Origin of the sequence: Enterococcus sp. DIV0421 (assembly GCF_051713745.1) — a bacterium.
In the GTDB taxonomy this organism is placed as follows: domain Bacteria; phylum Bacillota; class Bacilli; order Lactobacillales; family Enterococcaceae; genus Enterococcus_D; species Enterococcus_D casseliflavus.
In genome coordinates this window covers 495565-521674 of sequence record NZ_JBIOQM010000002.1, presented here as the reverse complement: position 1 = coordinate 521674, position 26110 = coordinate 495565, and the positions used below count along the sequence as shown (strand labels likewise).

Here is a 26110-nt window from a genome sequence, read left to right as displayed (position 1 = left end):
GCTATCCCCTCAGTTTATCGCTACATTCTCCATACTTGAAACCCATTTTTTTCTAATTCTATTTTGTTAAAAATACTTTTTATATCAACTATTATTTTGGGATTTGTACACATTTTATTCAGTTTTTCTAAATTAATAGCTTTAAATTCATTATGAGAAACCGCAAAAATTAGGAGATCTTGATTACAAACATCATTAATTTTTTTTAAATTTACCCCATACTCTAATAGTGCTTCCCCTTCATCAGCCCAAGGATCTACGACTGTAGGATCTATCCCGTATTCATTTAATCTAATGATAATGTCATTTACTTTAGAATTTCGTAAATCAGGACAATTTTCTTTAAATGTTAATCCAAAAATGGTAACATTCGAATCTTTAATTGGTTTTCCAGTTAAGGCAAGTTTTTTTATTGCCGCATCAGCAATAAATTCACCCATACTGTCATTAATCTTCCTGCCTGCAGATATGATTTGTGAACTATACCCTAAATTTTCTGCTTGATAAATAAAATAATACGGATCTACGCCAATACAATGTCCACCAACTAATCCTGGACGAAATCCCAATGCATTCCATTTGGTATTCATAGCATCAACAACTTCATTTGTATCTATCCCCATTTTATCAAAAGCTATAGAAAGCTCATTCACGAATGCTATATTTATATCTCTTTGAGAATTTTCAACAACTTTTGCAGCTTCTGCTACCTTTATTGAAGGAGCTTTATAAATTCCAGCTTCGATAACTATTTCATAGACTTTACTAATTATTTCTAAACATTCATCGTCTGAACCCGACACAATCTTCACTATTTTTTCTAAAGTATTAATTTTATCACCTGGATTTATTCGTTCTGGCGAATAACCAACTTTAAAATCAATGCCATATTTTAAGCCAGATTCCCTTTCCAAAATCGGAATACAAATGTCCTCTGTAGCGCCTGGATAAACCGTTGATTCATAAACAATAATTGATCCTTTTATAAGATTTCTTCCAACAATTTTACTAGCATTTATTACTGGGTTTAAATTTGGTGTTTTATCCATATTTATGGGGGTTGGCACAGCAACAATATGAAATTTAGATTTTTTTAAATCTTCTTCATTCGCTGTAAAGTAAACATTTGACTCTTTTATAGCTGAATTTCCTACTTCTTTAGTTGGGTCTATACCTTTTTTGTACTGATCAATTTTTTTTGAATTTAAATCAAAACCTATTACATTAATCTTTTTCGCAAAGGCTACTGCTATTGGCATTCCCACATAGCCTAATCCGATAATGCTAATTGATTCTTTTTTATTAATAATATCACTATACAAATTCATTTTTTTTCCTTTCTAAATCAAGCCTATTTATTTCAGAGGTACCATTCCCTTTGAATTTTTCATTTGTTACATGATTACTAGAAGAAATACCTTCTCTAATTAAAACCTTTTTTATAGTTAAAATTATAATTTGGAAATCCTGTGCAAAGGTTATATTATTTACATACTTATAGTCCATAAAAAATTTATCTTCCCAACTAACTAAATTTCTCCCACTAACTTGGGCTAATCCTGTTAACCCAGGACGAACAATATGTCTTTGTCTCTGTTTCTCATTATATAATGGGAGGTATTCAACTAAAAGGGGTCTTGGACCTACCAAACTCATGTCACCTTTAAAAATATTCCACAACTCCGGTAATTCATCTAAACTTAAGGACCTGAGTAAACTTCCAAACTTGGTAATTCTCATGTGATCTGGTAATAGATTACCCGAATCATCTAATTCGTTAGTCATAGTCTTAAATTTATACATCTTGAATATTCTTTCATTTTTCCCAGGTCTTAGCTGACAAAATATTACTGGTGACCCTAATTTTCTTTTAACAAGTAATGCCAAAATAATGAATATTGGACTAAGTAATAAAATTAGCATTCCTGATAGAATAATATCTAAAAAACGTTTGATGAACTTCTCATAAAGGTTGCTTTTCTTCATATGGACAGCACTTTCTTTATTGCATTAGTTACTCTAAGGAGATCCTCATTATTCATCTTAGAATCAGAAGGTAAACACACGCCTGTTTGATATAATTGTTCTGCTACTTTTTCACCAATATAGTCATAACCCTGTAAAAAAGGCTGCAAATGCATCGGTTTCCAAACAGGTCTCGCTTCAATATTCTCTTTTTCTAAGAAGTTTATAAGTTTATCAGGAGTAGTATTTTCCAACGTAATTACACTGAGCCAGAAGTTTGGCTCATTCCATACATTATTAGGCATAAATCCAATTTCATCTATATTATCAAGTTCAGATTTATAAAAATTATAAATAGAATTTTTCTTTTTAATTCGATCATTTAATACTTTTAGTTGACCTCGACCAATACCTGCTACAATATTACTCATTCTGTAGTTATATCCAAGTTCTTTATGTTCATAGTATCTTACTTTTTCACGAGATTGCGTTGACCAAAATCTTGCTTTTTCAATCTTATCTTCGTCATTTGAAATAAGCATTCCTCCTCCGGATGTTGTAATAATTTTATTACCGTTGAATGAATATATACCATATTTGCCAAAGGTACCTGTGTATTTCCCTTTATAAGTCGTTCCTAGAGACTCTGCGGCATCTTCAATTAATGTTACACCAAATTCATTACATACACTGAGAATAGCTTCTAAATCAGCTGATAATCCATACAAATGAACCACTACAACTGCTTTAGCATGAGGATATTTCTCTAATGCAGCTCTCAAATATATTGGACTCATATTCCAAGTATCAAAATCACTATCTATTAAAACAGGAATAGCCCCCTCATAAAGAATCGGATTCACAGTTGCAGAGAAAGTTAATGACTGGCATAAAACAATATCATCTCTTTTTACGTCAGCAGCCTTTAGTGCCAAATGTAATGCAGATGTACCAGATGATAAAGCAGCAGCATGTTTTATCCCAACAAATTTTGCTAATTCATCCTCAAATTTATCTACATTAGCTCCTAAGGGTGCAATCCAATTAGTATCAAACGCTTCTTTGACGAATTCTTGCTCATAGCCTTGTTCACTCATATGAGGTGAAGAAAGTAATATTCTTTTTTTATTCACATTAATCCCAACTTTCTATTATTTTAGCAGGTACCCCAACTATTTTTGATTTATTCTTAATATTTCGTATTACTACACTACCAGCTCCAATTTTATTATCATCTCCAACATCAATACCTGGTATCACCTTCGTCCCAACCCCAAATTCATTACCAGATCCAACATGGACATTGCCGGATAAATTAACTGCCGGATAAATGGAATTAAAATTTTTGATAATGGTATCATGCCCAATTGTAGAATGAATATTAATCATATTAAAATCACCTACTTTTATATTAGCAGAAAAAGTTGTATAGGCCATTATAATATTTCCAATTCCTAATGATACTTCACTACCTATTAAGGCAGTATCATCAACAATATTCGGGAAAAACAAATTATCATTTTTTTTTAATTGATCCCAAATAGACCTTTTCACATCCGGATCTGATATCCCAATCACAACTGCTGTATTCTTTTTTAAATTTTTCAAATAATCAATTCCTCCAAGAAGCGGATAGGAAAGTAGATTATCTGGAAGATTAAAATAATTATCGTCGATTAGCCCTATAACATTAAAGCGATTAGTTCTTTCTACTAAAAAAATAATTTCTTTCGCAAATCCGCCGGCTCCAATTATTACTAATTCCACTTATAATCACCTCATTTATTAGAAGCATTTGCGAACAAAACAAGCTCCTTGGCCAATAATTTCTGATTAGAGGATAAGCCATCTAAAAAACTATTAACTTCGCCCAACGAGTATCCCTTTATCTTCCCAACAAAAATTTTCTCAAAGACTGCTTCATCATTCCGTTCTTTATCCAATAATAATTCTTCGTATAATTTTTCACCAGGCCGAATCCCTGTTTCAATAATCTCAATCTCTTCTTCGCTATAACCACTTAGACGAATCATATTCTTCGCAAGATCTACGATTTTCACCGGTTCGCCCATGTCTAAAATGAAGATTTCGCCACCTTTAGCAAGTGCACCTGACTGAATAACCAAGCGGCTAGCTTCTGGAATCGTCATGAAATAGCGAGTCATACGAAAATCAGTCACTGTGATTGGTCCGCCTTTTGCTATTTGCTCACGGAATACTGGAATCACACTGCCTCTTGAACCTAAGACATTACCAAAACGTACAGCAGAAAATTTCGTGCAACCTTTTTCATTTAAGCCAGTAACAATCATCTCAGAGATGCGCTTTGTTGCCCCCATGACGTTTGGCGGATTATTGGCCTTATCTGTAGAGACCATTACAAAGTTTTTCACCTTCGCAGCTTTAGCAGCTTCAGCAGTATTCTTCGTTCCGTAGATATTGTTTTTAACTGCCTCTTTAGGATTGTATTCCATCAACGGCACGTGTTTATGAGCTGCCGCATGATAGACGATATCCGGTTTGACTTCGTTCATGATTTCAAACATTTTTTCACGATCTTGTATATCGGATATAACGGGAACGATTTCGGTAATATTGTCTTTAAAATTGATGTTCAACTCGCGGTCAATTAAGTAAATCGAGTTTTCTCCGTGTCCTAACAAAACTATTTTTTTAGGATTGAATTGAATTACTTGGCGACAGATTTCGGAACCAATCGATCCACCAGCACCAGTCACTAATATCGTCTTTCCGGTAATTTGATCTTTGATGGAGTCGATATCCAATTTGACTTCATCTCTGCCTAGCAAATCAACGACATCGATTTTCTTCAAACGTGAAGTGCTGATTTTCCCAGAGGCGATTTCTTCCATTGAGGGCATCGTATTGACTTTGACATGCAAAGGTTCAATTAAGCTAAAAATACTTCGCAATTTTTTCCGTGACAAAGAAGGAATGGCGATCGTAACCATATTGATCTCATACTTTTGAATCAATTCAGGCAAATCGCTGATACCACCCAAGACTTTTTTTCCAGAAAGATAAGTGTTTCGTTTATTCGGATCATCATCGACAAATCCGATAATATTAATGTCACTTGCCGTTTTCGAACCTACGAAGCTATTGTAAAGAATACGGCCGCCTTCTCCTGCACCGACGATCAGAGTATTCTTGACGACTTCATTAGATGACCCTCTCATGTTTTTTCTTTCAATATAGATCCGCCAAATCAATCGACTAGCAATGATCAGAAAGAGCGAAAGAAAGTATGTAAAGATCACTAAGCGCACGCTATAGGTTTCATCACCGAAAAACAAGATCACATTACATGTAAAAGCGCTGCATGAGACAGCCAAGAAGATAGCGATCATTTCTTTCAGATTCGTATAGCGATTGATTCGAGAAAAAACACGGAACATGGGACCATAAAACAGGTAGAAACCGACAGATAAGCTCACTGACATCAATGTAAATTCTTTTGGAATCGTCACAAAGGGTTTCATAAAATAAACTGCTGCTAAATTCGCTGCTATGATCAATAAACTATCTACAACTATCAAAGTTACAATTTTTCTTCTTCTCGTTAATTCAAACAACCCAGTTGCCCCCTAAAATAATCCGAATTTCTTTTTTTTCACTTCTGTAAAAGTTGGAAAATTGATCTGATCCCCGTTTATCAAATCTTTTGCTACTTGTTTCATCAATGTTACTTTGAGCATGCCAAAATCTTGCTCAACTTGCTCATAAGCTTCTTTTAGATTAAAGGGGCGTTTTGTAACGCCATGGGCATCCGAAGCGACCATCTGAACAAGATTATGTTCAACCATTGTTTTTGCGGTTTTTTGAATCTCTTTTCCAAATACGCCGACATAACTTGGCGCAGTTAACTGAGCTAAACAGCCCATATCTAAAAATGGGATAAGATTGTTAGGGTCTTTCCTAAAATGAGCATTCCGCTCGGGATGGACAATGACTGGAATTTTTCCCAGCTGTAGTAAATCGAAGAAAATTTGTTCTGTATACGTAGGTACTTCAATCGTAGGAAATTCTATCAAGATATACGTATCATCAAGATCTGTAAAAAGGATGTTATTTTTCTGTATATCCTCAATTAAATCTCCTGTTATTCTCACCTCTTGTCCCTCAAGTACTGTCAAGGACAAGCTCCGTGCGTCCAATTCTTCTTGTAAAGAAGTAACGAGAGAAATGACCTCTGACTTCGGATTGCGGTATTTTCCATTGTTATGATGTGGTGTACAAAGGATATGCGTGATTCCTTGGCTAATCGCTTTTTCAGCCATAGCAATGCTCGCATTGATGTCTTCTGCACCATCATCAATTCCTGGTAAAATGTGGCAATGTAAATCAATCATTTCTCTCGTCTCCTTCAAACTAATTAATTTCCATAATAATAGTAGTACCCTGAATCTTTCGAATGTTCGGCACCGTTATAAACGACACCAATGATTCTTGCTTGAACCATATTTAAAAGATCTCTCGCTTTTGTTAAGGATTCTTTGCGAGCAACATTCTCTCGTACCACCAAAATCGTCCCATCTGCTTTAGATGCCATGATTTGCGCATCGGTCACAGCTACAACAGGTGGCATATCAAAAATAACCACATCATAAAGATTTTTCGCTTCTTCAATCACTTGGTTCATTCGTGCCGATCCAAGAAGCTCAGATGGATTTGGTGGTTTCGGTCCACTTGTTAAGACAGATAAATTATCGATCACCGTTTTTTGGGCTGCTTCAAGGACGCTCGTTGAGGTACTTAATACGGTACTCAATCCACTCGCATTATTTAAGCTAAACGTCTTGTATACAGTAGACTTTCGCATATCGGCATCAACTAACAATACCCGTTGTCCTGATTTAGCAAAAACAACCGCTAAATTGGCTGAGGTTGTCGATTTCCCTTCACCTGGACCAGAAGAAGTAACAACAATGGTCTTGATTTGCTTATCTGCGGAAGATGCAAATTGAATATTTGTACGGATCGTACGATATTGCTCTGAGATTGGTGAAGAAGGATCAATTAGCGTGATCAAACTTACTGCATGCGTTTGTGTCCCAGTTCGTTCTTGTTTTTTTGCCATCATTGTTCCCTCCTAGACCCGACTACGACTGCGACGTGATTCTGCCGATTTGTCGCCTTGCGGTTTCTTAATGAATGGTGCACTTGGTTTTTTCTGAATGGTCGCAGCCAATTCTTTTGGTGACATTTTGGGTACGGTACCTAATACGGTAAAGCCTAATGTTTCAGTTACAAATTTATCATCTTTGACAGTTCGATCTAGCAACTCTAATAAGAAGGCTAAGCCAACACCGACCATGATGCCTAGTACTAGACCAATGGCTAAGTTTAGTTTGTTGTTAGGTGAAACTGGTGTAGTACTAGCTACCGCACTTGAAATGATTGAAATTTTATCAACATTCATAACATCTTGGGCATTTTCTTGAAAGACCAATGCGGTCGTGTTGGCAATATTTTGCGCTGACACTGCATTGGTACTAGTTGCCTGAATGGAAAACATTTGTGAGTTTTGCGATTGATTGATCGAAATGGATTCCTTCAATTGTCCGACAGTCAAGTCAAGGTTATTTTCAGACTCCAAACGATCCTTGACTTGTGTCATAACTAAATCACTGACGATCATATCTTTATACGTATTGATCATTTGCAAGTTTGTATTTACATCGTTTGCATTGGTAGTTTCTGATTGAGGCAATGTCACAATCAACTGGGCTTGTGAACTGTATTTAGGTGTAATGACAAAGAAGGTGAATATCCCTGCTAAAGCTAAACCAGCAAACATTGAAATAAAAATAGCAGCTAAGTGTTTCCGTAGAATTGCGAATATTTCTTTTAAGCTAATTGTTTCTTCCATCTTTTCTCCACTTTCCTATTCATTCTCTAGATTTAGTTGAGCTTTCAACTCTTTTTGAACTCTTGCTAGTTCTTCGTCACTCACTCGCTGATATGAGATGCCGTCTTGCATGAATCCTTCCCCTTGCAACTGATCTTGTTTGATTGTTTGAAAGGCACTGCGATAATTAAATGCTAAAGTTCGCATGTCATCGAAACTCATATCTGTTTTCATGTTTTGCTCAACAGCATTTAAGATTGTTTGATATTGGGTGATTCCATCAAGACTCAAGACTTTCTTAACGATCCCTTCAACGATTTTCCGTTGACGTTCTTGACGTCCATAATCGCCATTTGGATCTTCATAACGCATTCTTGAATAGGCAAGGGCTTGTTCGCCATTTAGTGACGTACGTCCGATAGCAAAATCAAAGCCATCTTGCGAAAAGGTAATTTCATTGTCAACTTCAATTCCGCCGACTGCATCGACTAATTCTTTTAAACCAGCCATATTGATTGATACATAATGATCGATTGGAATATCCAAGAATTTTTCTACGGTATTCATTGCCATCGCTGGTCCACCGAAAGCATAGGCATGGTTAATTTTATCTGTCGTCCCGTGTCCAACGATATCGACATAGGAATCTCGTCCAATACTCACCACCGTCGTCTGATTGTCTTGTGGGCTGATGGTCGCAACCATCATGGTATCAGAACGGCCTTGTTCGACTCTGCCTAAATCACCGGTATCGATCCCCATCAGTAAAACCGAGAAGGACTCTTGTTGGGATAGATCGACATCATTTTCACGTAGGCGATCTTCTCGAACACGCTCAACTGATTGATAAGTTTCGCTAATTGAGTTTGACACATCAAAATATAGTTTAGCAGCAACACCGATCAATCCGATGACTAACACTGCAACGATTGAAAAAATAATTAGAAAGATTTTTTTTCCTTTTGACATTTGCTTTCCTCCAGTTATCTCTTTTTTCTTTGATACATGTTTTCAATTAGTAGACAACGTCCGAACTTTGATCTGTCCAGGTGCCGTCTCCTGCTGATGTATCCTCTGAATAACTTTCCGTTGAAGCGGGGGGGGTATACGTGCTGTATCCTGTGTACCCCATTTGGGTAGCGACTTTGTCTGCTAATTCGGTGTATTTCTCTTTCAATTCTTCATTGCGAACTTTGCTGATACTGTCGACTGCACTCAGGTATTTTTCTAAGGTGACTCCACTGGTCACCTCATCCCCATCAAGCATTTCATCAAAAGTTTCTTGTAATTTTGCAATGCGGTCCAATTGAGTGTCCGCATACTCTAAATAGGAAACAACTAACTCTTTCCATTTACTATCTTCAAAAAAGCTCAGATTTTCACGGACATTCCCAACATCCGTTTCTTTTAGATCGGCTCTAATGATGACATCATTCTCAGCACTTTGCCAATTTGAAACGCCTTCAGTAAATAAGGCTTCCGTATCCGCTTGTACTTTTAATTTTGCCTCGATGTCTTTTAGTTGATCATCAAGGGCGGCTTTTTCTTGTTGGATCTCGACTGACTCACTTGGTAATGCATCATCATCGATCCCATAATCGTCTGCAGATACTTTCACTGCAGAAAGTTTTGCGACTGTTTTAAGAACGTCTTCCTCTTTAAGATCTTTTCTTAAAAATGTTTGATCCTCGTTGCTGTATAATTCAGCAATTTCATTAGACAACTCATTGATGCGATCTTTTTCGCTGGCAATCGCTGTCTGTGCGTATTCGACTCGCTGCTGATATTGCCTTTGGTTATTTTGTCGGTAACCAATGAAACATATTGCAACTGCGCCAATACCCACGGCTAAAACAGTCAAAGTCTTTACTAACGACTTTCCCATGAACACACTCCCTACTTCAATTGTGCTTGTTTAAGCATTCTGCCTTCGTCTCACATAATAAAGGCAATTCTAGTTTATTATAAGAGAAATGTATCATTAAATAAAGGAAATTCCTGTTTTTTCTTTTTAAAGGTATATTTTTCATCAACAAAAGACTTATATAATGGCAAACATCAGTTATTTTAAATATACATAAATAACGTGTAGCATACTTGACAGTTTTTTTAAACCCTCATTTTAAATAATGAATAATTCAGTGATAATCGTTGTTCTCATCGTCTTTGAGAGTTGTCACATCATAGAAAAATAACCTCGAGTGATTATATTCATTCATTTTCTCAACATCTTTTCATTATAAATAGAAAACATAAGAATTTCAGAAAGAAAAGTTAAATGCTTTTGTTGTTATTATAAATCTGTTGGGCAAAACTGGATAATTCTCTTGGGGCACTTAGGGTTTCCTTCGCGGATACTATTTATTTACAGCAATCGTTCCTGTTAAAATTATAAGTTATCTTCAGAAAACTGACTTTCCCCCTCAATTTCACCTCACCAACTTCTATCGGTTTATTTTAAATATAGCTAATCAGTCAGTTTTTATTTTATCGTAATAAAATTATCCCCCCTCTCTTACTATTCAATGCCAATCAATTTCCTTCTTTGCACTGAAAAAACGTGTTTCTACCTATGTATATGCCGATTTTCAGTTGATTTATAGAAAATGCAAAAAATCTTGCACAGGCTCAGGTATAGATTTCACCAACCGATGAAATACGTGATTTGTTTTTTCTTCCCTATCTTCTTTAAGATGAATAAGTAAGATTTGCGATTTTATTCATGAAAGGAGCCACGTCTTGAGAAATTTTCAAATTAACTTTATTACCAACACAGCAACGATTCGATGGCTGAAAATTTTGATGGCATTCGAGAAAAATTATCAATGTTCGACTCAAGGTTTGGCAAAGATTTCAGGAAGTACCACGCGAACGATCGTAACGGACATAACGGATCTAAAAGAGTATTTTGGCGACTGTTTATCGATCGACTCTTCTCACAAGGGGGATATTTTTTCAATCAAGCATTCCGCTGTGTATTTAACGAAAAAACGTGCGCTGATTGCCGATGAGATTTTGTTCCATATCATCGAAAGTATTTTCCACAATGATCTTTACAGCTCATCGGAATGGGCAGAGAAGTACCATATATCAGAAAGCACCGTTCTTCGCTATTTGCGCAAGGTGCAACCTATTTTTTCTTTCTATCGCTTGGAAATCCAAACCAATCCCATTTGCTTTCTTGGTGAGGAGATCAATATTCGCAAGTTTTTCCATGATTTCTATTATGAATCGGAAATTACTGCCCATACGATCTTTCCACCGATCGCCATCCAAAATATCACTGCTAGTGCTTTTTCAAGATGTTATCAATTCGACCAGCACGCTTGTTCATTTGGTGAATTCAATTATTACTTGTATATCACCTTTGAGCGCCATTGTGCGGGTCAACGTATCGAATTGCCTAAGCAAATAAAAAAACTATTTGAACAGTATAATGATTTTCGGCTATTTTCTGAAATCAATGAGGCTGTGAGTGAACAATACCAAAAAGAACTTCCCTATGAGGAAGTCCTTTATTTGTTCTTATTAGTGAAAACCCGTCGCTCGATCAGTAACTTAGCAATCGAGCAAACCTTTTATAGAGAGTATAATCATTGGCCTGAGATCAAGCAGCTTGCAGCAGCCTTTGTCAAGGATTGCTTGCCAGGTACACAAGATAGCGCTCGCGACCGACTCTTAGTAAAGTCCTTTTTTACGGTAGCAAAAATCAAGCAATTATTATCCCCCTTATTAAACCATATGATTTCTGATACCGTTCAATTTGTCGAAGAGGCGTATACGGATGATTATCATCTAATTAAAAACTATCTGTTGACGCAGCCATTAGCTAGAGAAATTTGGGACAGTAACACACTGGAGCACTTAGGAACGAGTCTTACGATGTACGTTACTTCTATGAAATCTTTGTACTGGCAAGCCAAGAAGAATATCGCTTTTTTGTTCGAAGGTCCCTTTTATTTATGCCAATTATTAAAATGCAAATCTGTTCGTTATTTGCGCAGTTCTCGGACCTTTTATTTTCCGGACTCCAATGAATTGTCGGCAGGCTATTTGGAAAAAAATCAAATTGATTTGATCGTGACCAACTATACGGAATACATTACCGAATATGCCCAAGACATTGATTATTTGCTATTCAAAACCTTTCCCGATGAGCACGACTGGGAAGCTTTAGAGGAAAAACTGAATGCCAATTTCAATCCTTGATAAGCGAACACCGTATGTTTGACTCCATCTGATCAAGCTATTCAAAAAATGCTCCTGAGAATGAGTGTAAGAGCTTGTGAGCAGTTTAACAATAATCCAGAGTCTATCGCTTATGTCGTCACTGACGCAGCGATAGGCTCTCTTCTTATGCCTTCCTACATTAAAAGAAAAAAAGAAGCAGCCCCTTCATTCAGTGAGCTGCTTCTTGCTAGATGATTGATTAATCGAGGATCGTTACTTTTACTTGACGACGTCCCCATTGGATACATTGTGCAACGTTATCAAAGTGAACATCAATGATGTTTCCTTTGATCGCACCACCAGTATCAAGCGCTAGTGCTACGCCATAGCCTTCAACATTGACTAAGGTGCCTAAGGGAATCACGTTTGGATCAACGGCAACTGCCATTGGATTTTTACGTAAGTCTGTACCACTTGCTGTAAAGAAACTAGAGCCAGCTTCTTTATACGAGTAAGCAGTTGATTCCATCATCAATGTTCGACCGCTACTTGTATTGCTGTTGTTGCTATTGTTATTACTGTTGTTACTTGTATTGCTTGAGCTGCTGTTCGAGCTATTGTTGTTGCTTGAAGAACTGCTCGATGATGAGCTGCTGCTTTCAGTCGTATTGCTGCTCGATGAAGCAGACGCTTGTGATTCAGAAGCACTTGAACGTTCGGCAGCTTGGGCTGCTTCTTTTTCAGCTTTTTCTTTCGCAGCTTGTTCCGCCGCTTCTTTGGCTGCTCGTTCTTCTGCTGCTTTTTCAGCAGCTAAGCGAGCTGTTTCAGCTTCTTTGCTGGAAGCGATTTGTGCCAAGGTTGCTTCGTTTTCTTTCAATTGGGCTTGTAGATTCGCAATTTTTGAATCCAATGTTTTGGCTTCTGATTCTAATGCGGTTTGATTTTCTTTCAATGATTGCTGTGTTGACTGTGCTTTTTCTTCTAAAGCTTCCAGCTTTTCTTTTTCTGCTGTCAATGAATCGATCTTTTCTTTTTCCAAGTTTTGTAGCATCGTCATCGCATAGGCACGATTGATAAAATCTTGGATGTTGGATGATTCTAACAGTACCGTCCAGTCTCTGGTTGCCCCGCCATTGACTTGGATGTCTTTCATACGTTCCGCAACGACAGCTTCACGCTTTTCAATTGTTTCTTGTGCAGTTTTGATTTCTGCTTTGGTTGTTGCTAATGATTCTTCATTTTCAGCGATTTGAGCTTTTAGCTCTTCTACCTCACTGTATTTCGCATTCACATCAGTCAATGCAATCTGTACTTCCGTACTGATTTCCTGACTTTGCTGCATGACGGCACTTTCTTGCTCTTGCAATGATTCAAGTGACTCAGCCTGCGCAAAGATTGGAGAAACGATTCCTGCCGCAAAGACAGCGACAACGATTGTTCGTAATTTCTTTGCCTTCAAAAAATTCCCTCACTTCTCACTATGGTTTCCAACATATCCTATTATACAAATTCTTAAGAAGAATTTTATTGCAGGACCTTTACAATTTGTTACAAATTATCGTAAAAGTGGGTGTTTTCATCGTCTTTTCCAACTAAAATTAGTCAGAAGTGGGAAGAATCAGCATTGATAAGGGTTTATTTTTTGTAATCTAACCGTAACAAACCTATTTTTTCTTACGGATCGCTTCGATAAATCGAGACAATTCCTGACTGCTTTTTATCTGATTGATTTCTAACTTTTGAAAGTTTTTTAAGAGTCTTCTTTGATGGAAATTCAATCTCGGTAGATTTTGTTTTAATACGCGCCATTCTTCTGGAAACGCTGCGAAGCGCCCTTGCCAATCGTTTTTATATTGCTCAATATTTTCAGCCAATTCTTTTTTATGCTGTTCAAAGGCTTGATTGACCTGTTGCACTGCTTTCTGAAAGGCAACCAAGTTAGCAAGGGTATAGCCCATATCAAAAGAGAGAACCATTAATAAGAAAACGGGCAATAAGAATCCGACCCGAGCACTCAAGGTTTGCACGATCTCCAGCATTTGTGGATGAACAAATCGAACAATCAGCACACAACACACGCCCCAAAAAAGAGAAATCGGCAATGCCACCCGTCCATTGATATTCAGTGGTACTTCTTTGTAATCCCACCATGAGGCATGAAAAAACCGCTCAAGTAAATAGCTTGTCACATATTCAAGCACGGTGACCAACAACGCTGCCGCAAAGAACAGTGGAATCACTTGCTCATGCAATGGCCGTAACAAATAGACAACGCCCAGAATTCCAAAGCCATAGATGGGTGTGATCGGACCAATAAGGAACCCCCGATACACAAAGTGCTTGGCTTTTAGTGAGCAATAAATGGTTTCCCAAAGCCATCCGATAAATGAGTACAAGAAAAACAATAAAATGATCCGTTCAAATTGAACCATACCTCTCCGCTCCTTTTCAAACTATCACAATGATTTGTGCAATCGTACTTGTCATCACAATCATACCACAAATCAATCGGTCTTATTTTGAATCAGTGCAGTAGCTTATTCCTCGTTTGAACGTTCTTTTTTTCGTTGCTTATTGATCACCAAAAATAATTGATGGGTGTACTTGTTCTTTCAAACTATAGCCACACAGTTCTTTGTTAAAAGTAAAATGATCTTGTTCCACATTGGCAATGATCTCATCTTCGGAAAATCCATGAAAATCGTAGTCATTGATGTAACTTCGAAGTAATACTAATTTTGCATCGATCAAGAGAACTCTTTGGATATCCATCCAAAAAGCCATGTCTTTGTTTTTCAATATTTTTTTCAATTCTGCTTCCTGTGCTAACCAGTACGCATAGACTGATGGCATTTCATCTTTAATGGTTTCAGCAGATAATCCTTCTCTCATTTTTACTAGATACTCATTTACTGATTGATAAAACAATTTCCTTCCCCCTAGTTCCATTATTTTTAAACGTTGATCCTATGTTTCTTCTATTTCTTCGCCACTTTAAGCTATCTTTCTCTATCCAACTGTCACTGATGTCGCCTTTTTTTGTATCGAAAGAAGCCATAGTATTTCGCAACAAAATTCTGACAATTATTCAAAACAAATAGATACATAAAAAACACACTATTATTTTATAGATATAACCGACACAATTTTTAACTTCACTATTCTTTTAATGCTTCCTTTCTTTTCTAAAGCATAGCAAAAGTCGCCCCGTATTTATAATCAACTTTTGCATCAATCTAAGAAAAAAGTGAAAATAAGCGGTAACAGTCCGTTATTTCCGCTTTATTTTTTTAAATTTACTATTTAGCACCCCTTTATTTTTTTCGATTCATGCAATAACTGAGAATATTTTATTGCGTTATTTCCTTTCCTATTATACGATTAACTAAATAATGTTGGTTATTTGAAAATAAAAAACAAAGGGGAACGTGAGAATAATGAAAAAAAGTGTTGTTTTTAGTTTATTGGGGTTCACACTTCTTTTTGCTGGCTGCACGCCAAAAGAGGAGAAACCAGCTTCAGAAAGTACGGAAAATGCAAGCGCTACAAGCTTATCTATGACATCGTCAACCGAAGTCGCCCAAGAATCGACGGTCTCTTCTAGCGAAGCGGCTTTACCAAGTTCAGAACAAACCATCACAGGCGTTAGCGGAACAAACTATACCATCGATTTACCTAGTAATTGGCAAGAGGTACCTGATTTCACTTCATTGAATCCTGACAATGATTTCATGTTGTCCGATGCGTTAGAAACGAAATACTTAGCTGCAGTCGTTGAATCGAAACAGGATTTTGCCGATTTAGAAACTTATCTCGGATTGGTTCAAGAAAATTTGGCAACGAGCTTCGATACGACTGCCACCTTTTTACCAATTCCTGACACAAAGGCCTATTTCGTGGATTTTCCTGCGACAGTTGAAGGGCTAAATATCCACTATATTTATTATGTACTTGAAACCGAAAATAATTACGTTCAGTTGTATGGCTGGACGTTAGAAAGCTTATACGACTCTTCAAAAGAGGAACTAACAGCAATCATGAACAGCTTCAAAGAAGAATAAACAAAATATCTGTACCCATTTTGGCTAATCGCCACAAGCATGGGTACAGATATTTTTTCTTTTTATCTACGGACTACAAGACGTTGCCCTACCAGAATCAATGAGCCAGAAAGGTTATTCCACTGCATCAACTGATTCACAGTTACACCATAGCGTCGCGAAATCCCCCATAGAGTGTCTCCCGAACGTACAGTATAGGTGGTGCTGTTTGATGAGGAAGCGTTCGTTTCTTGAACGTACGCTGCACTTACCCAGCCACGCCCTTCAATTCGATACCAGACATTGTTGCCATTGACACTGGTTCCCGTCTTTTGCGCAACTGCGCGAAAAGAGGAATTGTTCACCAATAAACCGACAATTCTTGCACTGGTAGACGCATCGGAGCGAATGTTCAGAGTTGCCGTTGTACGAAACTCTTTGTTGATACTTTGTTCAGAGCTATTACTTCCAGCGTTGACTTCTGTTACGTACGCAGCACTCACCCAGCCGCGTCCTTGGATTCGATACCACACATTGTTGCCGTTGACACTCGTTCCCGTCTTTTGAGCGACTGCTCGAAATGTTGCATTGCTTGCCAAGGAGCCGACGACAGAAGCGCTAGTCGATGCGTCAGAACGGATGTTCAAGGCAGCGGTGGTACGAAACTCTTTGTTGATGCTTTGTTCGGCACTATTGTTGCCGTTGCTGTTATCATTGTTGTTATCGTTGTTGTTATCGTTGTTGTTATCGCTGTTATTACCATTATTGTTGTTATCATTCCCACCCGTATTCGATGAGATCTCCGTCACGTGAGCGGCACTTACCCAGCCACGTCCTTGAATTCGATACCACGTCGTATTGCCGTTCACACTGGTGCCGCTTTTTTGTGCTACTGCTTCAAATGTTGCATTGGCAGCCAATGAACCCACGATCGAGGCGCTGGTGGAAGCATCCGAACGGATATTGAGTGCTGCATTTGTTCTGAATTGTTTATTGATCGCCTGTTCAGAATTGTTATTGTTATTATTGTTATTGCTATTATCATTTGAGCCGCCACCACTTGATGTATCATACTGGGTCAAATTGTGCGTTTCAATCAAGTTGTTTAGCTTACTTGCATAAGCCGTGTCGGTGGCATAACGTCCTTGCAGCCATTGTGTCGCGTCACGATAAGAATTCGTATTAGACTTCCATGCCCCATGGTAGAAGAAAACACCCGGCGAGAATGAGGTGGTTCTCAAAACGTGCGCATTGTCTTGAAAAGATTCTTTTAATGAGGGGTATTTACGAAACTTCGCAATAATCGGATAGAGATTGCCATTCCCGTCATCTTCCATGGTTTGCATCTCTACAAATTGTCCATTGTAAGATCCCTTGATACCAAACATATTATTGGCAAGAGTGGTCAGCGTGGATTGCCCCCAACCTGATTCTAAGATCGCTTGCGCAATCATGACCGAAGCATAGAGGTCATTTGCCCCCGCCACTTCTTGTGCCATTGGTCCTACTTGCTGAATAAATGCTTGTTGATTATTAGAACGTGCCATTGGATTGTTGTAGTTGGGCATGACCTTCGTTTCAATGGCGATCCGCTCTTCTTCTGACAGAACAGGAATGTCATGATCGATTTCTGCTTCATTCTGTTCAGAAGCATCATCTGCTGGTTCATTATCGGGTACGTCTTGAATTTCTACTACATCCGAACTTTCAGCTTCTGATGGATCGGTACTATCTTGCGTTGCTGGTGATCCCTCGTTCACTTCTTGATCTTCTACAATGCTCACGGAATCTTGCGTCGATGTGTCTTGGGTTGACTCTGCTGTTTCAACTACTTGAACACCATTTTGGGTTTCTGCTGACTCAAGTGTATCTGCTAAGACATTCATCGGCAAAATATTCACCGTACTTACAAGTGCAGCGGTTGCCGCCGCACTTTTACGGTAAAGAAGCCCTCTTTTTTGTTTCTTCGCACGATAACGAAGCTGTTTTCTTTCTTCCATTTGTCTCTCCTTAAAACTACAGCTAGCTACTTCTTACATTCTTACTGCAAAGCTAGGTGTAAAATGAGCGGTACTGCCAACAGAAACATTTTGTCCTGGGCGTGGTGCATGAATGTATTGTCCGCCACCTAAAGCAATGGCTACATGATAGGTGCTGCCTGATGAACCCCAGAATAATAGATCTCCTGGTTGTGCTTGGCTAACGGAAATCACTGTACCCGCTGTTTCTTGTGGTACCGTCCATCCACCAATATCTCTCCCTGTTACTTGTAAAAAGACATAGCGAGTAAACCCAGAACAGTCAAAGCTGTCCGGTCCTTTGGCACCCCAAACATAGGGTTTTCCGATATGCTTATAAGCTTCTGCCACGATTGCAGCACCATTTGTTGATGCTGGTGCAGAAGGTGCTGGCGGCGTCACGATCGGTGCAGGTGACGGAGCAGGCGTTGGCGCCGGTGTTGGTGTAACTGGCGTCGGTGCTGGCGTTGGTGCAGGAACTGCAGGTGCACTGTCTGCTGGCGTCTCTGGTGCTGCAGGTGTCACTGGTGTTTCTGGCTCTTGAATTTCTGGTGTATCTACTGGTGCTTCTTCTGGAGTCTCTGGTGTTTCAACTGGTTCAGATTCTTGCGTTTCCTCTGGCTGCGTTTCTGCTGGTGCTTCTGGCTCTTCCACTGGCGTTGGGCTCTCTGCTTCTGCGTCAGATTCGGTGCCCTCTGCTTGAACAGCCGCTTCATTCAAGGCTGCTGCTTCTGCTGCAGCTTGTTCTGCCTGCTGTTGCGCCGCTTGTTCCGCTTGGGCTTGTAAAGCAGCAACACGGGCAGCTTCTTCACGAATTCTTGCTTGCTCCGCTTCATAGGCTTCTTTTTCTGCACGCAGCTGTTCTTTTTCTTCTTCTTTCGTTGCTTCTTCGTAGGCTAAATTACTAACTAAGACATTTAATTCTGCTTGGCTTGCTTCCAAGACACCTTTTTGTGCTTCCAGATGGCTCTGTGCTGCTTGCAATTCTGCCACTTTTTCTTGTGATTCCGCACGCTTTTGTTCAACTGCTTGTTGGTCGGCTTTTTGCTGTTCGATCACTTCATTATTTGCTCGAATGATCGTCGTCATGGCATGGACCCGACCCACTAGATCACTGACAGAATCAGCTTCTAGTACGGCTGTTAAAAAATTGTCGCCTTTCCCATTGACTTGTGTTTCTCTGGCTTGCTTTTCAATGTTTTCTGAGCGTTTGGCAATCCGCTCTTCTAACTGACTGATTTCCTGATCCAATCCTTCGATCGCTTGCAACAAATCACTTTGCTGCGCTAAAATGATTGCTGCTTCTTGATTTAATGAATCAATTTCTGCAGACAATCCATCAATTTCCCCTTGTACGCTTTGACGTTGCTGTCTCAACTGATCAATTTCGTTATTTTTTTGTTCGATCAATTGATCGTGATTCGTAGCAAAAACGGTCACAGGTCCGCCGAATGATGACAATACAATGCCACACATACACACTGTTGCAAAGATTTTCTTCTTCATCTGATCCTCCAAATTCAATTTTAAAACTTTTTTTTCATTTATTTGACCATTTTCATTTTACCATAGTTCAGCAGCAAACCCAATCCGTAAGCGATTTACATTTTAGTTACACAAATAAACTCTGTTTTTTTATTGCATGTTCCCCACTCCTCTGCGATCGACACCCCTAGTGAATCCCTATTTATCAACTGTTCAAGAAAACTTCATAGAAAAAGTCCTTTTTCTTAAGAAAAAATAAATAATGTTGTAGATTTCACTTTGATTACATTAATTTTCTGCAAAATATGTGTGATTCACAAAATTTTAAACAGACGAAAAAAAGCTCCTTCCTAGTGTTTTCTAGAAAAGAGCGAGTTTTTTTGTCTTAGTTATTCACGATAAGGGAGTAGTTGTCTCATTACAGCGATTTGGTCATCAATGGTCTGTTCTGTGATGTGACCGGTCAGAGCCAAAATCCCCAATCCTTCAATCACGAACATATAGTTTTCTGCAATCACTGCCAAGTTTTCATCTTTTAACACACCTTGCTGAACGCCGACTTGAAAGATCTCATGGATCGTCCGTTTCGTCTCAGAAAGTTGTGCTTGCTGCAGGGAACTGGAGGCTTCGGTTTTATGCGTATAGTAATACTCGTAGACGGCTCGCAGCATACCGTCAGAAATGCTGTGGAGTAGACGCTTGCGATGGTCGGAAAAATATTTGTTTAAAATCGTTTCAAAGGACACTTGCTCCATGATCATCTCTCGTACATCATCAAATTTTCGTTTGGAGCGCTGCTCTAACACTGCCAAAAAAATCTCATCCACCGAACGAAAATATAAATAAATGCCACCACGACTAATGCCGCACTCTTCGATAATGTCCTTCATTGTCGCATCGATCAAGCCTTTCTTACTAAAGACGACTTTGGCACTTTCAAGAATCAAATCACGCTTTTGTTGTTTTTTCTTTTCCGCTGTAGTCAACTCGCTCTGTTGCTTCTTTGCCATTTTTTTGGCTCCTTTCATCACATTATTAATGACACTCGTGTCATTTTGTTGTATAATCAACCTAACTTAAAAATGACACGAGTGTCATTATAAAAAAGGAGTTTTTACAATGAATACAAAAAGCAAAACCTATCGCCTTGTCATTCGTGCCATTTTGACTGCTATTATTATTTTACAGACGATGGTGCCTTTCCTTGGATTTATTCCGATCGGTATCACTAGTTTAACGATCATCCATATCACGGTGATCGTCGCTGCCATCGTTTTAGGGACAAAAGACGGGATGTTCATCGGCTTAGTCTGGGGGATTTTTACCATGATCCGTGCGTTTACCTCTCCGACAACACCCTTGGACATTGCCGTTTTCACCAACCCAATCATCTCGGTGGTTCCCCGTGTATTGGTTGGCTTAGTGGCTGGTCTCCTGTTTACGATCATTTACAAAAAGACCAAAAAAGTCGTCGCTGCTTCGATTGTTGCAGCAATCTTTGGGACCATCACCAATACAGTTTTAGTCTTAACGTTGATGGGAACCTTATATACTGGCTTAGTTGCCACTACCTATGGTGTCGATGCTTCGGCTTTATTCGTGACCCTCGGTGGAATCGCTGTAACGAATGGAATCTCTGAGGTGATCACAGCTGCGATCTTAACACCCATTCTAGTAAAAGCCTTATTTGCAGCAACCAGCTTACGTCCAGAAAATCGTTAGTCCCTTCTCTTATCCTATCATTTTTTTCACGTTCTGAGTACTCTTTGCCCAAACATTAAAAGCCCCCGATCGAAGAAAGCTTCTATTGTATAGAAAAGCTTTCTTCGATCGGGGGACTTCTTCTTTTATTGGTTAAAAAAAGGTGGACAGCAAGGCAAGGATCGCTAGACCGCCTTGGGTCAAAATAATTTTCTTGTCACTAGTCATACTGCCATATGCAGCTACTAAGATAATGTAGATCAACAGCAAGCGACTGATTTCCAGTGGTGCTGAAGCAAAGGTAATACTATACAGTAACCCCAAACCAATCAGCCCATTGTAAACTCCTTGGTTTTTGAACAAGGTCACAACGATCGGTCGTTCAAGCTCTGTTTTCGTCACGTTGAAGACCCGCGCCGTTGCTTTGGACGTAGTGGCAAATGTTTCTAAATAGAGAATATAGAAAAACTCTAAGGCAACCAGTACAATCAAAATCGTCGATAAAATCGTCATCTTTATTCTCCTTGATGAGCGACAACGATCTCGCTCGGTTTGGCTGCAAAGTCAGGCATTTGTTGGAATAATTGTTGCAGCAGCGGGTTTTGATTGTGAGCGGTGATCGCTTCTTGATTCGCCCATTTTTCGACCATGACAAACCGATTGTTCTCTTCCAATGATTCATAGAGATGATAGCCGTGGCAGCCTTCCTCAGCTCTCGCCGATGCTAATAATGGCGTAACAGCGGCTAAAAAATCTGCCCGCTTTTCTTCTTTGATGTAAAACGTTGCATTAATGATTTCCATCGTTTTCCCTCCTCTTATAGAAATGTCGTAATTTGTTCTGCGTCTAACCGAACGGATTCATAGCCTAATTCTTTGGCTTTTCCGACTGAAAGGATCATGACAGGAACATAACGTTCTTTGTCTAAGCCAAAAGCTTCGGCTAATTGATCTGCTTCAAAGCCGCCGATTGGGTTGGTTTCATAGCCATGCGCCCGCGCAACTAACATAAATTGCATCGCTGCTAAACTAGCGTCGATCTTCACCACATCATTCATTTGTTCTTTTGTAAGATTTTCGTAATGCGGAATGATCGCTGCTAATTGTTGGTCACGTACTTCTGCTGGCATTTTGCCTTCTGCTACTGCTTTGTTATAAATTTCTTCCCCAAGTTCATGACAAAGCATATCGCCAAAAATCAAGACCATTGCAGAAGAGGTATCATTTTGACGGACGTTGAAACGAATCAACGGTTTCAATTTTGCTTTTTGCTCGTCGCTTTCCACAACGACAAAGCGCCAAGGCTGCATATTGACTGAGGAAGGTGCTGTCGTTGACTCTTGGATCATGGTCAACATTTCTTCATGGGGGATTTTGTAGGTTTCATCATAAACACGAACCGATTTTCGGCCAAAGGTGATCTCTGAAAAATTGTTATTGCTATATTCTGTCATGGGTTTGCCTTCTTTCATGGAACTAATTTCATAAGTAATGTTAGAAGCTGTGCTTCTTCTTCTTCGGTCAAATTGATGCCTAACGACTCCTCAGAGCTGGCATGCTTTGAAGCACAACTAGCCAAATCGGCTTGTGCTTTCGGTGTCAAAGAAACAAAAATCTCGCGGTTATTGTCTTTGTTTCGTTCCCGTGTCACAAATTGTTTTTCTTCGAGAATCTTCAAATGCCGCGTGACCGCTGCACTATCGATCTTCAATTCATTCTGTACTTGATTTTGGGTACAGCGTCCTTGCTCATTCAAAAACTGCAGCAACTGATAACGGGTCAGACTAAAGCCAGTCTCTTTTTCAAAGATCGCCGTTAATTCTTGATTCACGATTTTCATCCGATACAGCAATCCGCTTAGCTCACGTAAATTCATTGCATAAACCGCTCCTTCCATCATTGACTTGTCAACTGTTGACTAGTCAAGTATAAATCATTTTCTTTTGCTTGTAAAGAGTAAGCAAAAAAGACCCGCTGCTAGGCGAACCTCATCAAGAATCGAAACAGAAATTCTTTGATGAAGGTACACCAACAGGCTGCGGATCTTCGTTACTCCAGTATTGAGAAAATACGGTAGAATTTATTTTATTTTAATTGGAAGAGTTTCTTCAAGCCCATCACGATCAGTGTAGAGATCGCTGCTGCTGCGAAGATAATGCCCCACGTGCCAGCTTGAATCGGCATCGTATCCAATAGCTCATTCATAAACGGTACATAGACCGCTGAAAGCTGTAAGCCCACGGAAAGGAGCAATGCCCCCATCAATGGTTTGTTTTTCAAGAGGGTTTTGTCTAAACCAAAGCCGCTGCTTTTACGAACATTGAAAATATGCATCAATTGCGCCACTGCCATAAAGGTAAAGGTTGCTGTTTGTGCATAAAGCAACTCGTGATCCGTCAGCATCAGGAAGTTGAAGAAGCCAAACGCCACCAAACCAATCACGACCCCACTTAAAATGATGCGTCCTAAGAAACGCTTGTTTACGAGGCCATCCGCTTTCGACCGTGGCTGGCGCTTCATAATGTCGTCTTCAGCTGGTTCAAAGGCTAATGCCATGGCTGGAGCAATATCGATGACTAGATTCAAGAAAAGGATATGCAGCGGTTGGATCGGCATGGGCATCAAGAAAATGACACTTAGAAAGATCGTCACGATCTCAACCATATTACAAGAGAACAGGAAGGAAACATATTTTTTGATGTTGTCAAAAATGATGCGTCCTTCTTTGATAGCATCGACGATCGTTCCAAAACGGTCATCCGTCAAAATCATATCGGAAGATTCTTTGGCTACTTCTGTCCCACGAATCCCCATGGCGATCCCGATATCGGCGCCGTTGAGTGCTGGCGCATCGTTGACCCCATCGCCAGTCATTGAAACGATATCGCCTTCTTCACGCAACGCTTCCACAAGCTGTAATTTATTTTTTGGTGAAACTCGAGCAAAGACAGCGACTTCTTCGATTTTTTCGTTAAAGCCTTCTTGCCCTGCCAATTCATCGATCTCACGACCCGTCATGGTTTTTTCATGGTTTTTTAAGCCAATTTCTTTGGCGATCATGGATGCCGTCTTCGGATGGTCCCCCGTGATCATTTTCACTCGGATCCCCGCTTCTTGTGCGACCTTCACTGCTTCTTTGACATCTGTTCGCGGCGGGTCGACGATGCCCGCAAAGCCTTGGATCTTGATTTCCTGTAGTGCTGCTTTCAGCTCTGCTTCGTCCGTTCCACCTTGATAATCCTTGATGCAACCGACAGCGATCACCCGCTGCCCATGACTGGCTAACGTGTCATTGTATTCATGAAGCTGTTCTTTTTCTTTGGCATCAGCATCGGCTAAATCAATCAAGACATCTGGTGCCCCTTTGATGATCAATGTCCGTTGCTTTCCTTCATACACGGTCACCATGTATTTGTTGTCGGAATCAAAGGGCATTTCTGCGATTTTCTTCAGCCCGCTGTCCTGCTCTTTTTGGCGATCGATGCCGATTTTTTGACCTAAAACGACGAACGCCCCATCTGTTGGATCACCGAGGATCTCGTATTGCCCTTCGTTTTCACGTAAAGTAGCGGTGGTACATAAAGCACCGTTTTCGATCATCCCTTGCAGCGCATCATGATTGGCTGCATCGATCTCGGTTTCATCCTCCGAGTCTGCCTTGTAAAATTTTCCGTTGGGTTCATACCCATTTCCTGTTACTTTGAACATTTCTCCTGAACCTAAAATGATCTCAGCAACCGTCATTTGGTTTTCTGTCAGCGTCCCCGTTTTGTCACTGGCAATGATACTGGTGGCGCCCAGGGTCTCAACAGCTGATAACGATTTGACCAGTGCTTTATGCTCGGCCATCGTCCGCATGCCTCGGGACAATGTGATCGTCGAAACAGCTGGCATTGCCTCAGGTATCGCTGCGACCGCCAAAATAATCGAGATATGGATCATTTCGACAAATGGTTGATTCGTCAAGACCCCAGCGATCAAAACTGCCACCGCAGCAAAAAGCGCGGCAATAATGATTGCTTTTCCTAGCTTGTCCAATTCGATATCTAACGGCGTTTGACGCTTTTTGTCACCCGTCAGCATGTCACTGATTTTTCCGACCTCGGTCTTCATACCGGTTTCTGTCACTACAGCATAGGCATTTCCCCGAGTTGCCGCAGTTCCTGCGAAAACGACATTGCGGCGATCACCTAGTGGAACATCTTCTTCATAGGTTTCTCGTGCATCTTTTTCAACAGCTTCTGACTCACCGGTCAGCGCTGATTCGATGCAGGCAAAGTTGCTCGTTTCAAGTAAGCGAGCATCTGACGCAATGGCATCCCCTTCTTCCAGAACGAGAATATCGCCTGGAACGATTTTTGCCGACTCGATCTCCATTACTTCTCCATCACGAATCACTTTTGCGGTAGTGTAAATCATGCTTTGAAGAGAATCAATTGATTTTTGTGCTCGTAACTCTGTGATAAAACCTGTCATTACAGCAATCACCACGGCAATCAATACTGCAATTCCTTCAATCGTTTCCCCCATCGCAAAAGAGAGTAACGCAGCTGCTAGCAATAAATAAACAATCAAGTTGTTCAGGTTATGCCACAGCAATTCCCATACAGAAAGGGATTCTTGTTGCTGGATCGTGTTTTCTCCGTATTTTTCTAAGCGTTTGTCGGCTTCTTTCCCGCTTAGGCCTTGCTTGCGGTCACTTTCAAAATGTTTCAAGGTCTCTTCAGTCTTTTGCTGGTAAAATTTTTCCATCAAATTCCTCCTTTAAATTGTAAACTTCTTGCCGAGGGTTTCCACGTTTCTGAAGGGATAAATCGGTACAGATACCTTGCACAGTCATTTTTTGATTTGAATCGGTTC

The 26110-nt window shown here is 39.7% G+C and carries 24 protein-coding genes; 3 read left to right on the top strand and 21 right to left on the bottom strand.

Annotated features, from left to right (window positions below; translation table 11 throughout):
- Positions 1 to 20: 20 nt before the first annotated feature.
- The 10 genes from IGI96_RS13525 to IGI96_RS13480 are packed head-to-tail and all read right to left on the bottom strand — an operon-like array spanning position 21 to position 9722.
- Positions 21 to 1328 carry a nucleotide sugar dehydrogenase gene (locus tag IGI96_RS13525; protein ID WP_438785214.1) on the bottom strand — a complete coding sequence of 436 codons (1308 nt, stop codon included), beginning with the start codon at positions 1326 to 1328 and terminating at the stop codon, positions 21 to 23.
- A complete protein-coding gene (locus tag IGI96_RS13520; protein WP_434313234.1) occupies positions 1315 to 1986 on the bottom strand; it encodes a sugar transferase in 672 nt (223 codons plus the stop codon). Before IGI96_RS13520 ends, IGI96_RS13525 begins: the two co-directional genes overlap by 14 nt.
- A complete protein-coding gene (locus IGI96_RS13515; protein ID WP_438785213.1) occupies positions 1983 to 3098 on the bottom strand; it encodes a DegT/DnrJ/EryC1/StrS family aminotransferase in 1116 nt (371 codons plus the stop codon). Before IGI96_RS13515 ends, IGI96_RS13520 begins: the two co-directional genes overlap by 4 nt.
- A 1-nt stretch (position 3099) precedes the next feature.
- The gene (locus IGI96_RS13510; RefSeq protein ID WP_438785212.1) at positions 3100 to 3732 is read right to left on the bottom strand and encodes an acetyltransferase; all 633 of its coding nucleotides are present in this window, start codon (positions 3730 to 3732) and stop codon (positions 3100 to 3102) included.
- An 11-nt stretch (positions 3733 to 3743) separates the two neighbouring features.
- On the bottom strand, positions 3744 to 5561 hold the full coding sequence (locus IGI96_RS13505) for a polysaccharide biosynthesis protein (RefSeq protein WP_438785211.1): 1818 nt from the start codon (positions 5559 to 5561) through the stop codon (positions 3744 to 3746).
- 12 nt (positions 5562 to 5573) lie between these two features.
- Positions 5574 to 6338, bottom strand: a complete 765-nt coding sequence (locus IGI96_RS13500; protein ID WP_438785210.1) for a tyrosine-protein phosphatase — start codon at positions 6336 to 6338, stop codon at positions 5574 to 5576.
- A 23-nt stretch (positions 6339 to 6361) separates the two neighbouring features.
- Complete coding sequence (locus IGI96_RS13495; protein WP_438785209.1) at positions 6362 to 7069, bottom strand: CpsD/CapB family tyrosine-protein kinase; 708 nt, start codon at positions 7067 to 7069, stop codon at positions 6362 to 6364.
- Positions 7070 to 7078: 9 nt separating this feature from the next.
- Positions 7079 to 7858, bottom strand: a complete 780-nt coding sequence (locus IGI96_RS13490) for a YveK family protein (RefSeq protein WP_438785208.1) — start codon at positions 7856 to 7858, stop codon at positions 7079 to 7081.
- 15 nt (positions 7859 to 7873) lie between these two features.
- On the bottom strand, positions 7874 to 8806 hold the full coding sequence (locus IGI96_RS13485) for an LCP family glycopolymer transferase (RefSeq protein ID WP_438785207.1): 933 nt from the start codon (positions 8804 to 8806) through the stop codon (positions 7874 to 7876).
- 46 nt (positions 8807 to 8852) lie between these two features.
- Positions 8853 to 9722, bottom strand: coding sequence for a hypothetical protein (locus tag IGI96_RS13480; protein WP_438785206.1), 870 nt, complete (start codon positions 9720 to 9722; stop codon positions 8853 to 8855).
- Positions 9723 to 10576: 854 nt separating this feature from the next.
- Between IGI96_RS13480 and IGI96_RS13475 the strand changes: the two genes are divergently transcribed.
- Positions 10577 to 12046 carry a helix-turn-helix domain-containing protein gene (locus tag IGI96_RS13475; RefSeq protein ID WP_438785205.1) on the top strand — a complete coding sequence of 490 codons (1470 nt, stop codon included), beginning with the start codon at positions 10577 to 10579 and terminating at the stop codon, positions 12044 to 12046.
- Between the two features lie 220 nt (positions 12047 to 12266).
- Here IGI96_RS13475 and IGI96_RS13470 read toward each other — a convergent pair whose 3' ends face one another.
- The 3 genes from IGI96_RS13470 to IGI96_RS13460 form a co-directional block, all read right to left on the bottom strand.
- Positions 12267 to 13466 (bottom strand): 3D domain-containing protein, encoded by a 1200-nt coding sequence (locus tag IGI96_RS13470; RefSeq protein WP_438785204.1) that lies wholly within the window; start codon positions 13464 to 13466, stop codon positions 12267 to 12269.
- Between the two features lie 205 nt (positions 13467 to 13671).
- Positions 13672 to 14439, bottom strand: coding sequence for a putative ABC transporter permease (locus IGI96_RS13465; protein ID WP_016608128.1), 768 nt, complete (start codon positions 14437 to 14439; stop codon positions 13672 to 13674).
- A gap of 139 nt (positions 14440 to 14578) precedes the next feature.
- The gene (locus IGI96_RS13460; protein WP_016608130.1) at positions 14579 to 14956 is read right to left on the bottom strand and encodes a DUF7006 family protein; all 378 of its coding nucleotides are present in this window, start codon (positions 14954 to 14956) and stop codon (positions 14579 to 14581) included.
- Between the two features lie 488 nt (positions 14957 to 15444).
- Between IGI96_RS13460 and IGI96_RS13455 the strand changes: the two genes are divergently transcribed.
- The gene (locus IGI96_RS13455) at positions 15445 to 16068 is read left to right on the top strand and encodes a hypothetical protein (RefSeq protein ID WP_015509378.1); all 624 of its coding nucleotides are present in this window, start codon (positions 15445 to 15447) and stop codon (positions 16066 to 16068) included.
- Between the two features lie 62 nt (positions 16069 to 16130).
- Here IGI96_RS13455 and IGI96_RS13450 read toward each other — a convergent pair whose 3' ends face one another.
- From IGI96_RS13450 to IGI96_RS13440, 3 genes are all read right to left on the bottom strand, one after another.
- A complete protein-coding gene (locus tag IGI96_RS13450) occupies positions 16131 to 18047 on the bottom strand; it encodes a glucosaminidase domain-containing protein (protein ID WP_438785203.1) in 1917 nt (638 codons plus the stop codon).
- A gap of 33 nt (positions 18048 to 18080) precedes the next feature.
- Positions 18081 to 19571, bottom strand: coding sequence for a PcsB-like coiled-coil domain-containing protein (locus IGI96_RS13445; protein WP_438785202.1), 1491 nt, complete (start codon positions 19569 to 19571; stop codon positions 18081 to 18083).
- A 368-nt stretch (positions 19572 to 19939) separates the two neighbouring features.
- Complete coding sequence (locus IGI96_RS13440; RefSeq protein WP_438785201.1) at positions 19940 to 20560, bottom strand: TetR/AcrR family transcriptional regulator; 621 nt, start codon at positions 20558 to 20560, stop codon at positions 19940 to 19942.
- 109 nt (positions 20561 to 20669) lie between these two features.
- On the opposite strand from IGI96_RS13440, the gene IGI96_RS13435 reads away from it, so the two are divergent.
- Positions 20670 to 21272, top strand: coding sequence for an ECF transporter S component (locus tag IGI96_RS13435; protein WP_005225613.1), 603 nt, complete (start codon positions 20670 to 20672; stop codon positions 21270 to 21272).
- Positions 21273 to 21404: 132 nt separating this feature from the next.
- On the opposite strand, the gene IGI96_RS13430 is transcribed toward IGI96_RS13435, so the two are convergent.
- From IGI96_RS13430 to IGI96_RS13410, 5 genes are all read right to left on the bottom strand, one after another.
- Entirely contained in the window at positions 21405 to 21764 is a 360-nt protein-coding gene (locus IGI96_RS13430) for a DUF1304 domain-containing protein (protein WP_074932014.1), read from the bottom strand.
- Between the two features lie 2 nt (positions 21765 to 21766).
- Positions 21767 to 22054, bottom strand: a complete 288-nt coding sequence (locus tag IGI96_RS13425; RefSeq protein WP_016608137.1) for a putative quinol monooxygenase — start codon at positions 22052 to 22054, stop codon at positions 21767 to 21769.
- 14 nt (positions 22055 to 22068) lie between these two features.
- Positions 22069 to 22704, bottom strand: a complete 636-nt coding sequence (locus IGI96_RS13420; protein ID WP_008378805.1) for a nitroreductase family protein — start codon at positions 22702 to 22704, stop codon at positions 22069 to 22071.
- Positions 22705 to 22718: 14 nt separating this feature from the next.
- Positions 22719 to 23126: a MarR family winged helix-turn-helix transcriptional regulator gene (locus tag IGI96_RS13415; protein ID WP_008378808.1), complete on the bottom strand. Its 408-nt coding sequence runs from the start codon at positions 23124 to 23126 to the stop codon at positions 22719 to 22721.
- 209 nt (positions 23127 to 23335) lie between these two features.
- Positions 23336 to 26002 (bottom strand): cation-translocating P-type ATPase, encoded by a 2667-nt coding sequence (locus IGI96_RS13410; RefSeq protein ID WP_438785200.1) that lies wholly within the window; start codon positions 26000 to 26002, stop codon positions 23336 to 23338.
- Positions 26003 to 26110: the final 108 nt, after the last annotated feature.